The organism is Paenibacillus sp. JDR-2 (assembly GCF_000023585.1).
GTDB lineage: Bacteria > Bacillota > Bacilli > Paenibacillales > Paenibacillaceae > Pristimantibacillus.
Genome location: NC_012914.1, coordinates 3,258,851 through 3,278,093, shown reverse-complemented (window position 1 = coordinate 3,278,093; position 19,243 = coordinate 3,258,851). Strand labels below are relative to the sequence as shown.

Here is a 19,243-nt window from a genome sequence, read left to right as displayed (position 1 = left end):
GTTTGTCTTACAATATAAAAATATATATGCTGGCTTTAGTCAGCTTTCTCGTCGGCACGTCCGAATTCATCATTGCCGGCATTCTGGATAAAGTATCCGACGACATCGGCGTCTCGGTGGCAGCGGCAGGCCAGCTGATTACCGTGTTCTCCCTTGCTTACGGATTCGGGACGCCTTTCCTGATGGCGGCCGCTGCCAAAGTCGACCGCAAAAGGCTGATGTTGTACGCACTTTCGATATTTATCGTTGGCAACGTAGCCGCCTACTTTTTCTCCGGCTTTACCGCCCTCATCGTTTCCCGCGTTATCGTTGCACTCAGCAGCGGCGTTTTCGTCGTCACGGCACTCACGGTCGCAGCAAAGCTCGCGCCTGCGGAGAAGCAGGGGAGTGCTATCGCTACGCTTGTTATGGGCTTCAGTACGGCGTTGATCGTCGGCGTCCCGCTCGGTAGGCTTGTCGCTTCCGCCTATGACTGGAAATTGGTCTTCGGTGGTATCGGACTGCTCGGACTACTGGCGCTCTTGCTCATTGCCTTAGCGATTCCAAAGACGGATGGCGAGCAGCCGGTACCGCTGCGCGACCAACTAAAACTGCTCAAGAATCCTAAAATTCTCGTCGCGCTTGGCATTACGTTTTTCTGGCTTGGCGGCTATTCCATAACGTATACGTATATTTCCCCCTTCCTGCTTGATATTACCGGCATGAGCGAGAAATTCGTCAGCATTGCGCTGCTTGCGTTCGGTATCGCTAGTCTTATCGGCTCCAAGCTAGGCGGCTTCAGTACCGACCGCTGGGGATTCAAGCGCACTCTGGTGACGGGCATGCTGTTCCATGCAGCCTGGCTGGTCGTGATTTCGTTCGCCGCGCATTCGCCGGGGCTCATGTTCCCGCTGCTCATGCTCTGGTCCTTCTCCGCTTGGTCGTCCGGCCCGACGCAGCAATACCATCTGATCTCACTCGCTCCCGAAGCAACCAGCATCATGCTTAGCCTTAACAGCTCTGTTATACAGCTGGCCATGGCTGCGGGCGCGGGTATCGGCGGCGTCGTCGTGGAAGGGGCTTCACTGGCTGCCATCACTTGGATCGGCGCTGCCGGCGTCTCCATTGCCGCACTCATTTCAGCCGTTGCATTCGGTTACCTTCGCGTCGGTGCAGCTTCCCGAGCAGCGGATAAGGAGGCTCGCGCAAGGAAGATCAGCGCATAAAGTCAGTCACTTTCATGCTAATCGGGCATAAGGAACAATAACATAGCGATAACCGAATACGATGACGCAAAACGTCCCCGCACCGAGGCTTCTTCGGTACAGGGACGTTTTTATTCGTTAGTTGGATTTAGAATTGTCGGCTACTTGCCCAGATTTGAACTCCACGCTTCAATGAGCGCGTTAACGCTCCGATTGAGCGTTGTCTTTGCTTGATCGGAAACCATCTCCTGCTTCTTCTCTTTATTCAGCTGCTTCAGCAAATTGTCCAAATGCTTAATCCCCTGCTTCCAATCCGGCTTCTTCTTGCTGACCGCATCGGCTGCATGCTCAAGCTCCTTATCCAGCTGCTTCCGGGTCTTCTCGTCTAACTGCCCGGCTGAGCTAAACCAATCGAGCAGCTTTCCGACGGCAGGAGCGTTTATGGGAGCTGGGAGAACCGTGAAATTGTCATAGCTCGTTTCATTCATGAACGTCCGCATGCCGACCTTGCCGTGCGTGAATGGATTTCCGCTGCGGTCCGTATAGTCAATCACCGGCTTACTCATATCATCCACATACACCAGGATACGCGCCCCCTGCGCGACGACTTTCACATGCTTCCATTCGCCTGTCTTTATCTCGAGCGGCACTCCCGTCAAATAGGTCCAGTTGTAATTCAGTTTGCCGAGATGAACGCCCTGTTTATTCAGGTACGCGACATATCCTTGCACGAAGTTCGCATTGTTCTGATTCAGCTCCTTGCCGTGAGCCGGGTTATTTGCCCGGAACAAAATGCCTCCGTCACCGGAATCGTTAATCAGCTTGATATCGGACTCCACGCTGTAATCCGACCAATTGGCATCTCCGATCGTCGTCTTTGCGAAGCTGCCAACCGCTGCCTGATATTCGCCGGTATGAGCAACCTTTGACTCAACCGGATTCTGATGAATGCGTATTCCTTGGAAATCGAATTCACCTTTCACGGTTTCGACCTTCAAGGTATGCTCGCCCGCCGGGAGATAGATGCCTTGCTTTGTCGTTGTCGCCCAGTTCTCCCAGGTCACGGAACTCGGAATATCGACTTCACCGCTTAGATCGGTTGCATCGTCGAGCCACAGCCGGACCTTCGCACCGTCCATCGATGTAGCGGTTACGAAATCGACGTTATATACGCCCGCCTGAGCAATATCTACATTGTAAGCCAGCCATTCGCCGGTAGCGTTCCACCCTACATTATAGCTGCCGCCCGCATTCCGGCGGATGTCGACCGCTTCATTTCGATATTCCGTACCGATGTTGGCGGGAGTCAGATCATGGTAGCCCGTACCTTCGCCGCCAGCCTTATAATCAGCAGCCTGGATAAATCCGGGTAGCACGTGCGGCTTATCGAATTGGGTGAGCGACAGTCTCGTCATGTCAAACTCGCCTTTGACAATTTCGACCTTCAGTTCATGATCGCCAGCCGGCAGCTGGATACCGGATTTCGTCACCGACTTCCACTTATTCCAGTCGCCGGAAGCAGGAACGCTCAATGTGCCTGTCAAATCAGTCGTGTCATCCAGCCATAGCCGGACTTGCGCATCCGTGAACGTTGTAGCTGCCCACAAGTCGAGATCGTACAATCCCTCTTCCGCGACGTGAATATTGTACTTCAACCATTCGCCTGTTTGATTCCAGCCTACGATCTGATCGCCGGATGCAGCGGATCGAATATCGACTTGATCGTTGCGGTATTTACCCCCAATGTTCGCAGGAGTTAAATCATGGTAACCTACGCCTTCACCGCCGGTTTTGTAATGCTCGGCTTCGATGACGCCGGGTACTGGTATTGGCTGATCCATCCTCGTAAGTGCTATACCTGCGAAATCAAATTCTCCGCGGACCGTCTCGGCTTTCAGCGTATGCTTGCCTGCCGGCAGTGTAACACCGGATTTACGCACCACGTTCCAGATGTTCCAGTCGCCGGTCTTCGGAATGTCCACAATGCCGGTCAGATCCGTCGTATCGTCCAGCCATAGCCGGATCTGACCTCCATCCAAAGTTGTAGCTACTTTGAATTCTGCGTTATAGGATCCGGCTTCCGCAACGTCAATGTTAAACTTCAGCCATTCGCCTGTCTGGTTCCAACCTACGTTGTAACCGCCGCCGACCGGATTGGAGCGGATGTCGACCGAATCTCCCCGGTACTGGCCGCCGATGTTTTCGAGAGTATTCTCATGATAACCGACACCTTCGCCTCCGGAGATATAGTGTACCGTACCAATCGTACCCGGAATCGGATGATAAGCGTCGTAAGCCTGCTCCTCTTCGGCAATGTCGCTTTTTACGCTCCAAAAACCTTCATACCTTTTCCAGCCGTCATCCTGGCCATCATCGAAATTATCATAGAGAACCGGAACATCCACGTGCTTGTGGAACGTCAGCTTATCCATCGACACAGTGCCTGATAAGGCAGTGACCTTCAAGATATGAACACCCGCCGGCAGTGCTACGCCATTCAGCTGTGCTGTTTGCCATCCTGTATCAGCAGCATCCGTGTTTCCTGCCGATTCAAACTCGCCCAGCGGTTGTCCACCATCCAGAGTGAGCTGTACTTTGCTGCCCAAAACTGCATCCGCATAAGAAAGATCGATATCGTATTTGCCTGCTTCCGCAATGTTTAAACGGTATTGCAGCCATTCTCCTTTCTCGAAAGCGGTGATATGAGAGGTGCCGTCATCTGCTTTATCCGTATCCACGCCTTCTCCTCGGTAATCACCGATTGTAACCGGTGTCTGGTCGTGATACCCGACTCCTTCGCCGCCTGACAGGTAATGAACGGCCTCGACTTGACCCGGAACAGGTTTCGCTGCGTCAAAATCGCTGCTGCCGTTCACGTCGTTGCTGAAAGCAGCATAACCGAAATTAGCCTTCGCGTTCTCCGTGACGTAGCCGATACTGCCGCCACCGAGCATCACGTTGCGCGTCTGCTTTAGCATGCCGTCGACGTAGATTTTGAACGTGTCCCCTGATTTCTCAACCCGGATATTGTGCAGCTTTGTATAATCGTACCCTTCCGGCAGCGTGCTCGAAATCCATCCCAGATCGACGCCATTCACTCGAAACTGCGTCCTCACCGAATTGCTTGCCGGATCTAACAGTGCTGTGCCGAAATCATTATCGCCCTTGCGGGAGAATACGACCCCGAGCTGCGGGCTCTCGGCATTGCTGGACTCAGCCAGTTGCAGATTAAATTCTGCCGTATAGTTGTCTTCTGCAGCAGCTGTAGTTACCAGTCTGCTCGTACCGGCGGCTTGCTGCCGCAGAAGACCGGAATCAACGCTCCAGCCGCTACCATCCGTATTCGTCCACGCCGGGCTGAGTTCCGCCCCATTGAATCGGTCCTCGAAGTCCGGCATCTCCGGATCCGGCTGCTCGGTTGCCGTTGGTCCGAGCACCGACATTTTATCCCCGTTGAACACGATCCGGTCCATCCCCATATGGCGAAGAGGTCCGATAATGCCCGGTCCTTCAAGATTATGGTAGATGATATAGCGGGCATCCAGGTTCGGACCAACGACGACCGTATTATGGCCGAGACCAACGGTCGGACCTTCCGTACTGATTAAAATTGGGTTATCCGTGTCACGTACGAATCCCGTGAGCGGATTCGTGCTGACCGCGTAGTCGACCCGATAGCCTTTGCTGAATACATGATTGCCGGTATACGTCATATAGTATTTGCCGTTGCGTTTAAACAACGTGGAACCTTCCGTCCAGCCGTCCATGCTTGCACCCGTATTGACGCTATTGCCAATCGTTGTCGGCGTAGGCATCGCAGCCGCGAGAATGCCCGCTCCGTTCGCATGATAGAAATACCATTTTCCATCATCGTCAATGAAAACATTTCCATCGATCGAATTTCCCAAATTGCCTGTCTGCACCGTGAACGGACCGGTCGGGCTCTCGCTGCGCAGCACGTAATGACCATTACCGGCAGGTGAGGTATACATATAGAAATATCCGTTCCAATACACGACTTCAGGAGCGTAGGCCCCCTTCGTAACCGGATCGGTTGCGGCCAATCCTCCATAGCTCCAGTTGACAAGGTCTGGCGAACTCCACACTTTGACCCCGATATCGGTATCTCTCGTGCTCACATATAAGTAATAATTACCGTTAAACTTCATTACGTAAGGGTCGCCAAGCCCATATTGTCCCCACTCGTCGGGCAGCGACTTCGGATTCTTATAGGCGAATGCCGCCTGAGGGGCAATCAAAAGCAGCGCACACAATATAGCCATTATCATTCGTTTCAACATTAAGCTAATCACCTCATCGATTTATTTAAAGCGCTTTCATCAATGACTGATCGTGATGACCTTCCCCTGACAACGTTGTCCCTATCACCTCATTTCATTCGTTTAATCTAATATATCGAGAGTATATCGGCATTTTCTAGAAAAAGTCAACGATTCATTTCAAAAATACTGTATCATTCAATGAAATTTTTGATTTAATACTTTTTAATACAATATTGTTGTAACTATTGATTTAACTACGAGTTAGTGAATCGCTAGGTGAACAACTGCAGCAAATCAAAAAGGAGCTGTCAGCGACAGCTCCTCCACAATCGTTATTTAGCCAATAAACATCATCCCTGCTTACTAGAGAAAAGCTAATAAAAACGGAGTTTATCTAACCAGAACAATTTGCGTTTTTACACTTTGACGTTGTTCTATTGGAACGGAATGATTATTTTCAGTCGATCTGATATCTTCCGGTGGCAATGCTGCTTCGATATCGTATTTTCCGAGCGGTGCAAGCTCCTGTCCGGATTTTCCGTAAACCTCCGCAATATAAATGTCCGTATCTTCGACCGTTTGACCTGGCTTCATTTTCGATTTGCCTAAATCAGCCGTGCAAGGCCCGTAGGGTTTTATTTCCAATCTTTTATTTGATTTAACATGTATGACATTCACGACTGCATGGTTAGGACAACTAGAGCTGCCTGAAACATAGGTTAACGTATCTTTTCCCTGGTTTGTTATTTTTGTCTTCACTACGATTTCATCATTCATTTTATACCTGTTTTTGTTCAGCATGATTTCATAGGCCAAATTTCCAACCGTTTCCTTATATAAAATCGGTTTTATTCCCTTAGCTTCATTGTCAAAGGAACAGCCCGTTATACAAATCATGCTTAATAGGATGACAGCTATTATTTGTTTCAAATTATCTTCTCCAATACTTCTAGTTCGTTCATCCAAATAGACGTTAAAGGTCGACTTCATGTTGCATTCAGATACTCCCCCATATTCTTGTCATTCACGGTCATGAAACTTGGAGTCAAATTCTCCCGCCGCGAAATAGTCAATAAGATTTCGCTATTTCGACATCAAAGCTTGATTAATGCTCGGCAAAACCCGTCTATAATGAAGCCATCACCATGTGTTGGAAAGGAGTTCTTCGGTTTTAATGAGCAAAAAACAGAATGTACCGCAGCAAACAAGCAACAAAAACTATACGGCTGCTATCGTCACGATCTCGCTGATCGCAAATATCGTTATTTTACTCTTGTTCTTCTCGCCGATTGGCTACAAGGGGAATATCGATTTCGACATTACCATCTTCCCCAGAATCAATGGACTGTTGAACAGCTTCACCTTCATCTTCCTGCTAGCCGCGTTAATCGCAATTCTGCGGAAGAACGTAAAACTCCATAAAGGGTTCATTCTCGCCGCCTTTTCTTCAACGCTGCTGTTCCTTGTCTCCTATTTAACGTTTCATTACATGTCGTCGGAGACGGCGAGTTTTGGCGGAGAAGGCGTAGTCCGGCCGATTTATTTCTTCATCCTTATCACTCACAGCATTCTAGCGGCCGTCATCGTGCCATTAGCCTTGTTCACTCTCGTATGGGGCTGGACAAACCAACTGCACAAACACCGCAGAATCGCACGATGGACGATGCCGATCTGGCTTTACGTCAGCTTAACCGGAGTTGTTGTGTTCCTAATGATGGAACCCTATTATTAAGGTGATCTTAACAGAAAGAGGGTTATTGAAGATCGTATCTTCAATAACCCTCTTTGTTTTATCTTCTGCTTTCCTGATTTGCGATCAGATCCCTCAGCCAGAAGCCGCTCTCGCGAATGGTACGCTGCTGGGTTGCATGATCGACATGAATAAGTCCCATACGACAAGCTAAACCCGAGTTCCATTCGAAATTGTCAAGCAGCGACCAATAGAAATACCCTCTAATATCGGAGCCCTCATCGATGGCCTCCCGCAGGGAGCTTAGATAATGGGTTAAATATCGGATACGGTTTTTATCCGAGATCTCCCCTCCTACTGTGCCATTCTCCGTTATATAAACGGCTGGGTTACCATATTCTTCGCGATACCGCTTGGCCAACTCCTTAAAGCCCTCAGGATAACCGTGAACGCCAAGAACGGGATGAGCGTAACGTTCATCGGAATTCGATCGGTCAATCCATGTCTTTAGGAATGGTATATACCATTTTCTCTCGGCAAACAAACGACTGTAATAATTGACCCCGAGAAAATCGACGGGCTGTTGAATGGTTGCCATATCTCCTTGGAGTATCTTTGGCACGATTGGCCAAAGTCTTGCAAAGAGCTTCTCAGGGTACTTCCCTTTAAAAACGCCATCCAGATAAAACCGGTTGATGAACATATCTGCCATCTCGACCGAATCCATCTCCTTTTGGCTGGGTTCGAAGCTAGCCGGATAAACCGGAAATTGGCTTAACGTAACGCCAATATTCAAATCCCTGCGGGCACTTCGCATAGCCTGCACCGCTAATCCATGACCGAGCAGCTGATGATGCGCAACTTTGAAATAGGTCCAAGGATTTTTTAAGCCAGGCGCATGCTCGCCGAGAAAATGCCCCATCATCGCATGTTCCCAAGGCTCGTTTAAAGTAATCCAATCCTTTACCCTGTCCCCGAATTTTTGAGCCGCGAGAAGAGCATATTCCGCAAAATAGTTTGCAGTCTCCCTGCCGGCAAAACCTTTGTATTTCTCGTATAATGCATATGGCGTATCCCAGTGAAAAAGCGTTACAAACGGCCGAATCCCCTTTTCCAGCAGCGTATCCACCAGACGGTCGTAATAGTCCAATCCCTTTTGGTTCACCGCGCCCCTGCCCTCTGGCATTAATCGGGACCAGCTGATCGAGAACCTGTAGGCATCCATGGTAAGGCTTTTCATAATCTCAATATCCGTCTGAAAATCATGATAAGTATTGCAAGCCAGATCCCCGGAACTGCCGTCTCGGATCTTGCCCGGCGTATGGGCGAACTTGTCCCAGATCGACAGCCCCTTGCCGTCCTCGTTCCAGCCTCCCTCGATCTGATAAGCTGCCGTAGCCGTTCCAAATATAAAGTTTTTTCCGAACTGAGAAAACATCGCCGCAAGCTCTCCTTTTTATGAAACCGCTTTCATAATTAGTTTAGAAGGTGCTGCGTTTCATGTCAATACTCCTCATTCATACCTTTACTCAGTCACTGATTGCCACATAATCTTCCCATCCGATGGCTATAGTAAGGAAATCAATGGAATAGGAGGAGATCCATGTGAACCCGTCCGTCGCGGCATCAGAGCAATTTTTCTACGAGCAATTTTCCGGTCAAAGCGATTTTCAATCGAAAAGGCTGCTGATCGGCGGAATCGAATACAGACTATTCTATTTGGACACCTTGATTGATTCCTCCCATGTCCAGGAATTCATCTTGAAACCGTTGCTTTCACAGCCTTTGAATGAGGTACGCGAGGTTATATCGATACTTGACTATGCGGAAACGGATCACATCGAATTAGCCGTTCAAGCGGTTGTATGCGGCAAAACGGTGCTGCATCGCGACGGAGAGAGCAAATTGTATTTGCTTGGCGCTGATTTGAAGAAGGAGCGCACCATTAACATTCCGTCAAATGAGCGTATTCTTCGTGGAGCAAATGAAGCGTTCATAGAAAATTTGGATACCAATCTTAATTTGATGCGCAAGCTGATTCCTTCAACCGAGTTTGTTATCAAATCGTATACGATAGGCCGTTTATCCAAGACAAAGGTAGCCGTTATGTACATTAAGACGGTCGCGGACCCGTCATTTGTTGAGGAACTGGACCGGCGTCTCCTGAGCATCGATATCGATTATACGGAATCCCCAGGTTTTATTGACGAACTGATCCGGGACAAAAAATTCAGCCTGTTCCCGCAGCTCTTAATTACCGAACGCCCAGACCGTGCGCGCTCCTATTTAATGGAAGGCAAAATGGTCATTGCGACCTCAGGTGCACCGGATGCCATTATATTGCCCGTAACGTTCTGGTCCTTTTTTCAAAGCCCTGACGATTACCATATCAGCTGGCTGCTTGGAACCTTCTTCCGGCTTCTTCGTCTTGCCTGCTTTCTGCTGGCCATTGGGCTGCCTGCCTTTTATGTGTCGGTCAGTTCCTTTAACCCCCAGCTGCTGCCGATTAATTTCGTGAATACGCTGCAAAGCTCGCTGAAATACGTGACTTTTCCGCCGTTAATCGAGACGATTGCCATGATGCTTTTGCTTGAAATCTTAAGAGAAGCCACCATACGGCTTGCCAGTCCAGCCGGCCAAACCATAGGCGTAGTAGGCGGTATCGTTATCGGAACCGTAATTGTGCAGTCGAACCTGGCTTCCAACACGATGGTTATCGTAGCCGCCTTAACAGGCTTGGCTTCTTTTATTATTCCATCCTACGAGATGAGCAGCGCGGTAAGATTGCTCGGTTACCCGGCGATTCTATTGTCCTCTGTCTTTGGGCTGCTGGGTCTGGCGTTTTTCTTTATGATCATCTTTATTTACTTATGTCAAATGAGCACAATGGGACAGCCTTACTTTACTCCTCCTTCTTCTTTAAGCGGGATAAGAGATACGCTGATCCGCTCACCTATTTGGAATATGAAAAAAAGACCGGCAAGAACCTCGCCATATAATCAAACTAGGCTGCGGCATCCGAGGAGTTGGAAAAGATGATGAAGGAAGAGTCTATCAACGGTAGGCAGTTGATCACGCTAACCGTAATGGCACAGCTCGGTACCGAGGTTCTATCCCTCCCCCACGTAGGAGCCGAAAATGCCCGGCAAGATACGTGGCTTGCAGTGCTGATTAGCGGAATAGCCGCGCAAATCGGAATCTTGTTAATCTGGTGGCTCGGTAGCCGGTATCCGAATCGGAACTTCTACGCGTATTCCCGGGAAGTTGTCGGCAGACCGGTTGGTTTTGTCATCAACCTGCTGTATGGATGCTACTATACCTTCTCCGGACTGCTCATTACCGTGCTGTACACCGACATTTTAAAACGATGGATGTTCTTGCTTACGCCAAGGTGGCTCATCTTCCTTATGCTTGTTATCCTTTGCGGATATGCAGCCACTTCTTCACTAAAGAGACTGGCCTTCATCTCGCAGTCCTTTATGATCTTTCCCGTCATCTGTTTCCTGCTGATTGCGTTTAGCGGGATATACGGACTGGATGCTAGAAATCTTCTGCCCGTGTTGTCAAACGGCTGGTCTCCCGTTATAAAAGGCGTGTATGTCGCCTTTAGCGCTTATATCGGATACGATCTGCTTCTATATGCTTACCCCTATGTGGAAGCCGGCAGCAAAAAGAAACTGCTGCTTGCGATGTCGGTTGCCAACGCTTTGACCATCGTTTTTTATGTAACCGTCTGCCTCGTCTGTACAACGATGTTTGGCCAGAAGCAGTTGATTATCGTGCCGGAACCGATTGTTTTCATTTTGAAAAACTACCGCATTCAGATTTTGCAAAGCCTGGATATTCTGTTTCTTATCTTTTACGTCTTCGTCGTCTCCGCTACGATCTACGTGTACTTCTTTCTGGCTTCCAAAGCCTTTGTGCATTTGCGCACCGCGGGGCTTGGCAGGTCTTATCTTTGGGTCTGGACTATTGTAACGATTTGCTTTGTTGCAAGCTTCTTTCTAACAAAGCGCAATGATATTTTGCGGATCGCCGCCTTTCAAGATCAGCTCTCGATTCTCACCGTTGTGGCGCTCCCCCTTCTCCTGCTCCTTATTTCCGGAATTCGGAGTGCCGGGAGGCATCGGGTATGAAGAGAACCATAGCGGCGTTGATTATTTGTCTTTTTATGACGGGCTGCTGGGATCAGCTTCAATTAAAAAAGCTGCTTTTTGTCGATATTATCGGGATTGATTACGAGGGCAACAGCAAGCAGCTTAAAGTGGACTACGTCATCTCTTCCCTTCGTGAAGCAAGTCAAGGCGGCGGAAGACAAACTTCCTTGCATATGAAGACGACGGGGACCAACCTATATGATGCTGTTTCCAATACAAACAAGGAAATGCCCGGTATCCTTTCGGTCCTTGAGACGAGGCTGTATCTGATAAGCTCCCGCTTCGCCAAGGATGAACCATTGCGGCATCTGGACATTGCCAGTCAATTTGCTTCCAACCCGTTATACGCTTATTTAGCCGTGTATGACGGTGATCTCACGGAGCTGCTCAGCAAAAAAAGCATCAATGATCAGACCGTTTCCAATTTCCTCATTGGTCTTATTGATGATGAAATCCGCAGAGGAGAGATTCCTTCCAATAAATTGCTTCATTACATCCTAGGGGGTAACCAGTTCATGAACGATTTCGCCTTAAACCGGTTCGAGCCCTATAGGGACGAAGCGCGTCTGTCCGGTACAGCTTTATTCAGCGACGGGCGGTATACCGGGAAAAATTTGAATAATGAGGAGACTCAGCTTGCAACCTTGATTGAAAATCCGTCCGGAAAGAACCAATTGCTTTCCAGCCAGCGGGAAGGACAACAGTACTCGGTCCTTATTCAATCTGCCAAACGCCGTTTTCATGTGTTTACGAATGCGGATAAGCTCCGTGAGATCGAAATCTCCCTGCAGCTGCAGGTTAAATTAGTTGAGGACGGCTCCGAGTTCGAAAAACATACGGATAAGAAGCTAAAGGACATGGAGTCGTTTATCGCAGCGGATCTTACGACTAGAACAACTAAGGTCATGGCAGCTCTCCAGCAGGCAAACTGCGATTTCATGCAGCTGGGCCATGAGGTGGCCGTCTTTCATCCGAACCTATACAACAATCTCAACTGGCGGGAGCAATATCCCACACTCCGCATTAAACCGAAAGTAACCGTAAAAATCCTAAACACTGCGATTTTGGAGTAAATGGGGCAAGTCTCCGTTTTGCATAAAAAAAACCAATTGGAAACATAATATTGTTTTACCCCCTTCCCCCAGGTTATGAACACGGAGCGGCCGGATATCGTCGCGGCCAACCTGATGGAAGGAAAGGTCGCCATATTAATCGGCGGTACGCCATACGTGCTTCTTGCTCGTTCGGACGATTCCGAAATGGTATTCCCCCTCTTCTGGCAAACCATCTTCTAATAAACTTAAAAGTTCGTATAAAACCTCGGGCGGCGGGTGGGCAGCCTATTTCGTGCAGTAGTGAGGTGTGCCTCACTATTAGTGAGCCTTTTCGCGTTCAACGCATCTCGATCGGGCATTTTTGCGCAGTAGTGAAGTCAGACTCATTGTTAGTGAGGAGCGATGAGTGAAATAGGCGGAAATACTCACTATTTACTTCTTGGACTTACTTCGCGTCGTTCATTAAGGCGAATTGCTTCACTATTAATGAGCCTTTTCGCGCTCAACGCGCCTTAAGCGGACATTTTTGCGCAGCAATGTGATTCGCCTCACTAAAGCTGTGCCCGTGCACCTCCAATAAATCCGTTCAAGCAGTCTCTTAAAGCTTTGCTAGAAACTCTTCCGTAGTGAGAATGGCATGGGCATAGGTAGGGTCATTGATTTCATGGTCCGCATGCATGGCTTCTTTATCGTTTCATTCCCCAGAATAATTCCCCTGCTCCGGCGGTTTTAACCATGAAACGCATGCAAAAATAAAAAGCCGCAGAGTATGCGGCTTCCGATTCGTTGTTGCCCCTATACAGTTGTTTAAAAGTCTCTTCTTCGGATGACGTACAAACCTGCCGCCAGGAAAAACACGAAATAAACGGCCGTGTAATATAAGAAAGCGTCTGACGGCGGATTTACGATTGAAAAATAGCCCAAGGAATCTCTGGAGGTGAACGACTGGCCCAGATCTTTCACCTGGAATAAGTCCGATAACATCCGCTGCTGCAGGGCATCGGTTGGAATAAGAAGCCGGATCAGACCCGACACCATTTCCATCGTATCGGATGTTTTCGTTGAATCGTTGGACGCAAACATACCGGCAGCAATGACCCGGTCGAGCATGGTACCAAGCCAGCCCATCCCAAAGAGCATTACCATCGCAACCCCATTGCCAAGCGGCGCAAGCCAGCAGGATGCAAGCATCGTCAGCGTAACCAACAGCAGCACCGGGCTGACGAACAACACTAGTGCCGGCCCAATCGCCGACCAATCCGGGTGAACACCCGTCGCGTAAGTTACGATACCAAGGATGGATACGAATAGAATAAGCGCATAAACAAGACAAAACGTAACAAAACCGAGCCAGCGGCCCAAATACCAAAACGTGCGTTTAATTGGCCTTGCGAATACCGATTGCAGCACACCATGCTCCGCTTCCCCGGTAATGGCTGCCACGGAGCTGAATATGGCCAGAAATCCTGTCGCAAAGGAGGCAAAGAAAAAACCGATCCAAAGCAAAATAGCGCTTCCCCTGAAGCGGTCGATTAAATTATCCAGGCTTATGATGCCGGATTCGTAATGCGATACCGACGCTCCCGCGCTTCGCGCGATAAAATAAAAAGCAATCCAAAACAAAACCGTAAGCAGCAAAGTCATCAAGGTGACTTTTTTGCGTATCAGCTCTTTCCAGGTTAACATCCACACGGCAATCACCGGTTTTCCCCCCTATGCTCCAATCCCGATACTGCCTGTAAAAACCATTCATCCAGGCTTGACTTCACCTTCTGTGTCTCGTATAAAGCCAGTCCCTGTTCAATCAGCAGACGGTTAAAATAGCCTACCTGCTCGTCTTCGGCAAGCTCGGCTTCCAGCCAATGCTCTCCCCAAGCAGGCGTTTCACTGCCCTCCCAAGGAATAGTATCGACCGGTACAATCATCGTTTCGCGAAGCCAATCCAGCAGTTCAGGGGTCATGCCGCCTACCCGGAAGCGCCAGCGTGTCGAAGCCCGTAACACATCCGATACACGCCCGTCGGCAAGTATTCTGCCATTGTTAAGCAGTGCTACATGATCGCATAACAGCTCCACATCCTCCAATAGATGGGAGTTCAGGAAGATCGTTTTCCCTTCCCTGCGAAGACGCTGGAGCAGCTCGCGTACTTCATGACGGCCAACGGGATCCAAGGCGGATGCCGGCTCGTCCAGAAATACGATATCCGGGTCGGCCAAAAGCGCGCAGGCGAGACCCAGCCGCTGCTGCATCCCTTTGGAATAACCCTTTATCCTGTCCTTCCCTCGCTGCCCGATTCCTACCTCGTCCAGCAATCGGTTAATCCGGCTCTTGGCCTCTGCCCCTTTCATTCCGCAAAGCTTGGCATGGAAATGCATCGCCTCTTCGCCGCTTAACCATCCCGGGTAGCGGAACAATTCCGGCAGATAGCCGATTCGCCGCCGGGCTTCCACGGAACCCGCAGGCTGGCCAAACAATAAGGCTTTCCCTTCCGTAGGCGTCGTCAGCCCTACCAGCATTTTAACGATGGTACTCTTGCCAGCCCCGTTAGGGCCAAGGAAGCCAAAGGCTTCCCCGGCAGGAATGCGGAGCGTGACATCATGACAGCCACGTCCGTTCCCGTAGTTTTTCGTTAAACCGAATGTTTCGATGGCATAACTCATTGCGCAATCAATTCCTTCACAATCATTTCGGCGTCTTCGCGCGAATTGGCGTCATACATGCGTACTTGAGTAACTTGACCGTTCTTCACCCAAGTAGCGTTCCAGCCAGACCAGTAGTTTGTACTGCTCTCATAGTATACGTCCGTACCGTTGACAACCGACTTCGTTACATTGCCGTTTGTAATAATCGGGAAAGGCACCTCACCCTCGGAGATCCGGGTACTTTGCATCAAAACGTTTTTCAGGTTAGCCGGCAGTACGGGGAATCGGATCAAAGCTTCATAAGCATCTTCCGCCTCAATAGACGGATCCATCTCGACAACCGGAACCGGGATGACGTTAACCGCGACGTAATGCGACTTCTCATCGGAGTCCATGAAGTGATAGTCGGCATTTACTCCTTGACCCGTCCGGAGCGTGATCGCTTTGCCGTCTACGGAAGCCGGCAGCAATTGCTTCGCTCCAAGCTTCTTCATGACATCATTGATCTCATTCACATCCAAGCGAAGAGTAATAGCCTCTCCTTGCTGACCGTAAATTTGAAGCTCGGTTTGCTTGCCGTACGGAAGATCCAGCTTCTCCTTAAGCTCGATGCCATACTTCTCGCGTGCTTGCGCTACCGTTAAATCGGAGGCGTCTTCACCAGTGAAGGTACGCTCGAATTGACCAAACTTATTGCTTGACTCCGCCGACACATTCGAACCGAAGAAGCCTTCCAATGCCGTTTTGAAATCGTCCTCCTGCACAACCGCAACCTGATTCATTTTGAATTTGCCCAAAATGGAAGCCAACGCTTCATTCGTAGACGGGATTGCGATTGCCGCGCAGATTAGTACGGCAGCAGCGGCGACACCCGTCTTTATGCCATGCTTCTTCAACCAGCTGCGAAAAGGGGAAGGTATCGGCTTCGCTGCATGGCGTTCCTTCTCCTCGATTTTCTCTGTATCAGCGTCATGTATTTCTCTTTGCATTAGCGTTAGACCCGCGGCTTTATGCTCCGTATCTTCCGCAGTAACGCCTTCCTTCATCCACGCTCCCCACACCGGAGAACCTTCTTGCTCTTTCAGCTTAAGCTCAAGCTTTGCCCAAGCGTCGTTCGTCTCTTCCGGTGCCCGCAAGTTCCCTTGCTTCCGTTCATCAATTGGATGATTTGTCATCTGCTCTCTCTCCTTATTCATGCGACCATTGATTTTCATGCTTTAACGCTTGTTTTCTTAATCGTTCCCCTGCCCGCTTCAGAAGCATGCCTACTTGAGGCTGCTGTACATTTAATTCCTGCGCGATTTCCGAATAGCTGTATCCCGAGTAACGAAGCAGCAGCAAATCCCTATCCCTTTCGGGCAATGAGTTCAGCCAGCCTTGCACCTGCTCTTCCTCATCCTGTTTGATTACGGCCTGCTCCCCGGATTGGAAGGTCTGCGGCTCTGTCATTAACTGCTTCTCCTGCCGCTGCACAAGCATTCGTTCTCTTGCCTTCTGATCCAAATAATCGTAGGCGCTTCTCGTTAGTACTTGATGCAGCCAAGCTCCAACGGCCTCCGGCCTTGACGGCGGATTCTTGTATAATTTCAGGAATACTTCCTGGGCTAAATCCTCTGCAGCCGATTGATCACGCAGGAGTGCTATTAATTTTCGAAGTACGGACGGATAATGCTTATGAAAGATATCTTTAAACAAATCCGGCGCCGGATTGGAAATGTTCATTCTCCATTGCCTCCCTGATATTCAATTGCCTTAACGCTTGCCCCGGGCTTAACGTTGACATGTATAAGACGGCTATCAACTCTATTTTGTAACACCTTAAGCCCAAATATGAAAAAAAGATAAAAATAACACAAAAAGAGACTCTACCAATCGATCTGGTAGAGTCTCTGAAAGCAACTTATGCCTTAACGGTAAACTTATCGCGCGCCAGCTTGGTGGCTTCGACCATGTTGCGCAGCGAAGCAATGGTTTCTTCCTTGCCGCGTGTCTTTAATCCACAGTCCGGGTTAATCCAGAACAGCTTAGGATCAAGAACTTGAAGCGCCCGGTCGATCATGTTTGTCATTTCCTGCACATCCGGTACGCGAGGGCTATGAATATCGTAAACGCCAAGGCCGATGCCATGCTTGTACGTATTCACTTCAAAGCTGTGGATCAGCTCGCCGTGACTACGGGAAGTCTCGATGGAGATAACATCCGCATCCATCTCTTCGATCGAATCAATCATGTCATGGAATTCGCAATAGCACATATGAGTATGAATTTGCGTTGTGTCCTGAACGGTGCAGGTTGTCATGCGGAACGCTTTAACCGCCCAATCCAGATAAGGCTTCTGCTCCTCCTCCTTCAGAGGAAGACCTTCCCGTACTGCCGGCTCATCCACCTGAATCATGCCGATGCCGGCATTCTCAAGTGCTTCTACTTCCTGACGGAGAGCATAAGCAAGCTGATAAGCAATTTGCTCGCGCTCGATATCGTCACGAACGAAGGACCAGTTCATAATCGTGATTGGACCCGTAAGCATGCCTTTCACCGGACGGTTTGTTTTGGATTGCGCATACACGGTTTCTTCGACCGTCATCGCATCCTTGAATGCAACGTCTCCGAAAATAACCGGAGGTTTCACGCAACGGGAGCCGTAGGATTGCACCCAGCCGTTTTGAGTAAACGCAAAGCCTTCAAGCTTCTCGCCGAAAAATTCAACCATGTCGGTCCGTTCAAACTCGCCGTGTACCAGTACATCAAGGCCGATCTCTTCCTGATAGCTGATCCAAGCATCAATCTGGTCTTGAATAAAGCTCGAATACTGCTCATTGTTCCATTCGCCTTTGCGCCATGATTGGCGCGCCTTGCGTACTTCCGTCGATTGCGGGAAGCTTCCGATTGTTGTAGTCGGGAACAACGGCAGCTGCCATTTCACCTGCTGAGCCGCATTACGCTCTGCAAACGGGGATTTTCTTGCCGGCACTTGCGTTTCAATACGAGCTACCGCAGATTTAACATCCGAACGGTTACGGGAAGCGGACTGCTCTAATGCACCAACATCCGACTGGTTCGACTGGAGCGCTTCAGCAACGGATACTTCACCATTGTTCAAGGCTTGTGTAAGCAATACGACCTCGTCCAGCTTTTCATCCGCAAAGGCAAGCGCGTTCTTCAGCTCAGGCTGAAGCTTGGTCTCGGGCTTTGTCGTAACAGGGACATGCAGCAGGCTGCAGGAAGTTTGAACGAGCAGCTTGTCAGCCGATACAAGGCCTTGCAGCTCCTTCAAGAGCTCGAGCTTCTTCCCAAGAGATGCCTTCCAAATACCGCGGCCGTCAATCACGCCGGCGCCAAGCACTTTGTCTGCCGGGAAGCCGTATTGGCGAATGGCGGAGAGGTTGCCCTTCAATCCATGCACGAGGTCTAAGCCAACGCCTTGTACAGGCAGGCTAACAATTTCCTTGTACTGGTCAACCGATTCGAAGTAAGTCTGCAGCATAATTTTCAGGCCAGGTACTGCTTCCGCAATTTTGCCGTATACCGTTCTCAGGCGGGCCAAGTCATCATTGCTCAGCTTAGTCACAAGCACAGGCTCATCGATCTGCACCCATTGGACGCCTTCCGCCGCAAGCTCTTGAAGAACTTGAACATACAGCTTAAGAAGGATCGAGAGCCAAGAGTCAACCTCGGAGCGGCCATATCCCTTCGACAGCTTGAGAAAGGAAAATGGTCCAAGAATAACCGGCTTGCCTTCAATACCGAGCTTTTCTTTCGCTTCGCGGTAAGCGATAAGCGGTTTATTTTCCGTGAGAGCTGGCTGAGCGCCATAGAACTCCGGAACAATGTAATGATAGTTCGTGTTGAACCATTTCGTCATTTCGCTTGCTGCAGCGTCCTTCGTACCGCGGGCGATGCCGTAATAAACGGAAATAGGAACCGGACCGCCGTTATATGAAAACCGCTTCGGAACGATTCCGAACATGGCGGCTGTATCCAATACTTGATCGTAGTAGCTGAAGTCATTAACCGGAATGAAGTCGATGCCTTTATCTTGCTGTTTGCGCAGATGGTTCAAGCGAATCTCTTGCAGCTGTTTGTGAAGCTCGGATTCCTCCAGCTTGCCTGCCCAGAATGCTTCCAGCGCTTTTTTCCATTCACGGTTTTCACCGATTCGAGGGTACCCCAATACACTGCTCTTTGCCATCTTGCAACAACTCCTCAATATTTGTTACAAGAAAGATATCATG

General features: G+C 49.5%; 13 protein-coding genes and 1 pseudogene. 6 read left to right on the top strand and 8 right to left on the bottom strand.

What is annotated here, in order from left to right:
• Nucleotides 1-2: 2 nt before the first annotated feature.
• Complete coding sequence (locus tag PJDR2_RS14385) at nucleotides 3-1,205, top strand: MFS transporter (RefSeq protein ID WP_015844435.1); 1,203 nt, start codon at nucleotides 3-5, stop codon at nucleotides 1,203-1,205.
• A gap of 140 nt (nucleotides 1,206-1,345) precedes the next feature.
• On the opposite strand, the gene PJDR2_RS31940 is transcribed toward PJDR2_RS14385, so the two are convergent.
• On the bottom strand, nucleotides 1,346-5,485 hold the full coding sequence (locus tag PJDR2_RS31940; protein ID WP_015844434.1) for a carbohydrate-binding protein: 4,140 nt from the start codon (nucleotides 5,483-5,485) through the stop codon (nucleotides 1,346-1,348).
• Nucleotides 5,486-5,857: 372 nt separating this feature from the next.
• Complete coding sequence (locus PJDR2_RS14375) at nucleotides 5,858-6,457, bottom strand: hypothetical protein (RefSeq protein ID WP_015844433.1); 600 nt, start codon at nucleotides 6,455-6,457, stop codon at nucleotides 5,858-5,860.
• Between the two features lie 184 nt (nucleotides 6,458-6,641).
• Here PJDR2_RS14375 and PJDR2_RS14370 point away from each other — a divergent pair, with 184 nt between their 5' ends.
• The gene (locus PJDR2_RS14370; protein ID WP_015844432.1) at nucleotides 6,642-7,199 is read left to right on the top strand and encodes a DUF420 domain-containing protein; all 558 of its coding nucleotides are present in this window, start codon (nucleotides 6,642-6,644) and stop codon (nucleotides 7,197-7,199) included.
• A 58-nt stretch (nucleotides 7,200-7,257) separates the two neighbouring features.
• Here the strand turns inward: PJDR2_RS14370 and PJDR2_RS14365 are convergent, their stop codons facing one another.
• Nucleotides 7,258-8,595 (bottom strand): GH1 family beta-glucosidase, encoded by a 1,338-nt coding sequence (locus PJDR2_RS14365; protein WP_015844431.1) that lies wholly within the window; start codon nucleotides 8,593-8,595, stop codon nucleotides 7,258-7,260.
• 167 nt (nucleotides 8,596-8,762) lie between these two features.
• Between PJDR2_RS14365 and PJDR2_RS14360 the strand changes: the two genes are divergently transcribed.
• The 4 genes and pseudogenes from PJDR2_RS14360 to PJDR2_RS32470 all read left to right on the top strand — a co-directional run.
• The gene (locus tag PJDR2_RS14360; protein WP_015844430.1) at nucleotides 8,763-10,196 is read left to right on the top strand and encodes a spore germination protein; all 1,434 of its coding nucleotides are present in this window, start codon (nucleotides 8,763-8,765) and stop codon (nucleotides 10,194-10,196) included.
• Entirely contained in the window at nucleotides 10,193-11,293 is a 1,101-nt protein-coding gene (locus PJDR2_RS14355; RefSeq protein WP_015844429.1) for a GerAB/ArcD/ProY family transporter, read from the top strand. Before PJDR2_RS14360 ends, PJDR2_RS14355 begins: the two co-directional genes overlap by 4 nt.
• Nucleotides 11,290-12,387 carry a Ger(x)C family spore germination protein gene (locus PJDR2_RS14350; RefSeq protein WP_015844428.1) on the top strand — a complete coding sequence of 366 codons (1,098 nt, stop codon included), beginning with the start codon at nucleotides 11,290-11,292 and terminating at the stop codon, nucleotides 12,385-12,387. Before PJDR2_RS14355 ends, PJDR2_RS14350 begins: the two co-directional genes overlap by 4 nt.
• 54 nt (nucleotides 12,388-12,441) lie before the next feature.
• Nucleotides 12,442-12,555 (top strand): annotated as a pseudogene (locus PJDR2_RS32470) (spore germination protein); the annotation flags it as partial.
• Nucleotides 12,556-13,176: 621 nt separating this feature from the next.
• Here the strand turns inward: PJDR2_RS32470 and PJDR2_RS14345 are convergent.
• From PJDR2_RS14345 to metE, 5 genes are all read right to left on the bottom strand, one after another.
• Nucleotides 13,177-14,070 carry an ABC transporter permease subunit gene (locus PJDR2_RS14345; RefSeq protein WP_015844427.1) on the bottom strand — a complete coding sequence of 298 codons (894 nt, stop codon included), beginning with the start codon at nucleotides 14,068-14,070 and terminating at the stop codon, nucleotides 13,177-13,179.
• Nucleotides 14,067-15,029 (bottom strand): ABC transporter ATP-binding protein, encoded by a 963-nt coding sequence (locus PJDR2_RS14340; protein WP_015844426.1) that lies wholly within the window; start codon nucleotides 15,027-15,029, stop codon nucleotides 14,067-14,069. Before PJDR2_RS14340 ends, PJDR2_RS14345 begins: the two co-directional genes overlap by 4 nt.
• Nucleotides 15,026-16,186: a hypothetical protein gene (locus tag PJDR2_RS14335; protein ID WP_015844425.1), complete on the bottom strand. Its 1,161-nt coding sequence runs from the start codon at nucleotides 16,184-16,186 to the stop codon at nucleotides 15,026-15,028. Before PJDR2_RS14335 ends, PJDR2_RS14340 begins: the two co-directional genes overlap by 4 nt.
• Before the next feature lie 13 nt (nucleotides 16,187-16,199).
• Nucleotides 16,200-16,733 (bottom strand): sigma-70 family RNA polymerase sigma factor, encoded by a 534-nt coding sequence (locus PJDR2_RS14330; RefSeq protein WP_015844424.1) that lies wholly within the window; start codon nucleotides 16,731-16,733, stop codon nucleotides 16,200-16,202.
• A 178-nt stretch (nucleotides 16,734-16,911) separates the two neighbouring features.
• On the bottom strand, nucleotides 16,912-19,200 hold the full coding sequence (gene metE / locus PJDR2_RS14325; RefSeq protein WP_015844423.1) for a 5-methyltetrahydropteroyltriglutamate--homocysteine S-methyltransferase: 2,289 nt from the start codon (nucleotides 19,198-19,200) through the stop codon (nucleotides 16,912-16,914).
• Between the last annotated feature and the right edge of the window lie 43 nt (nucleotides 19,201-19,243).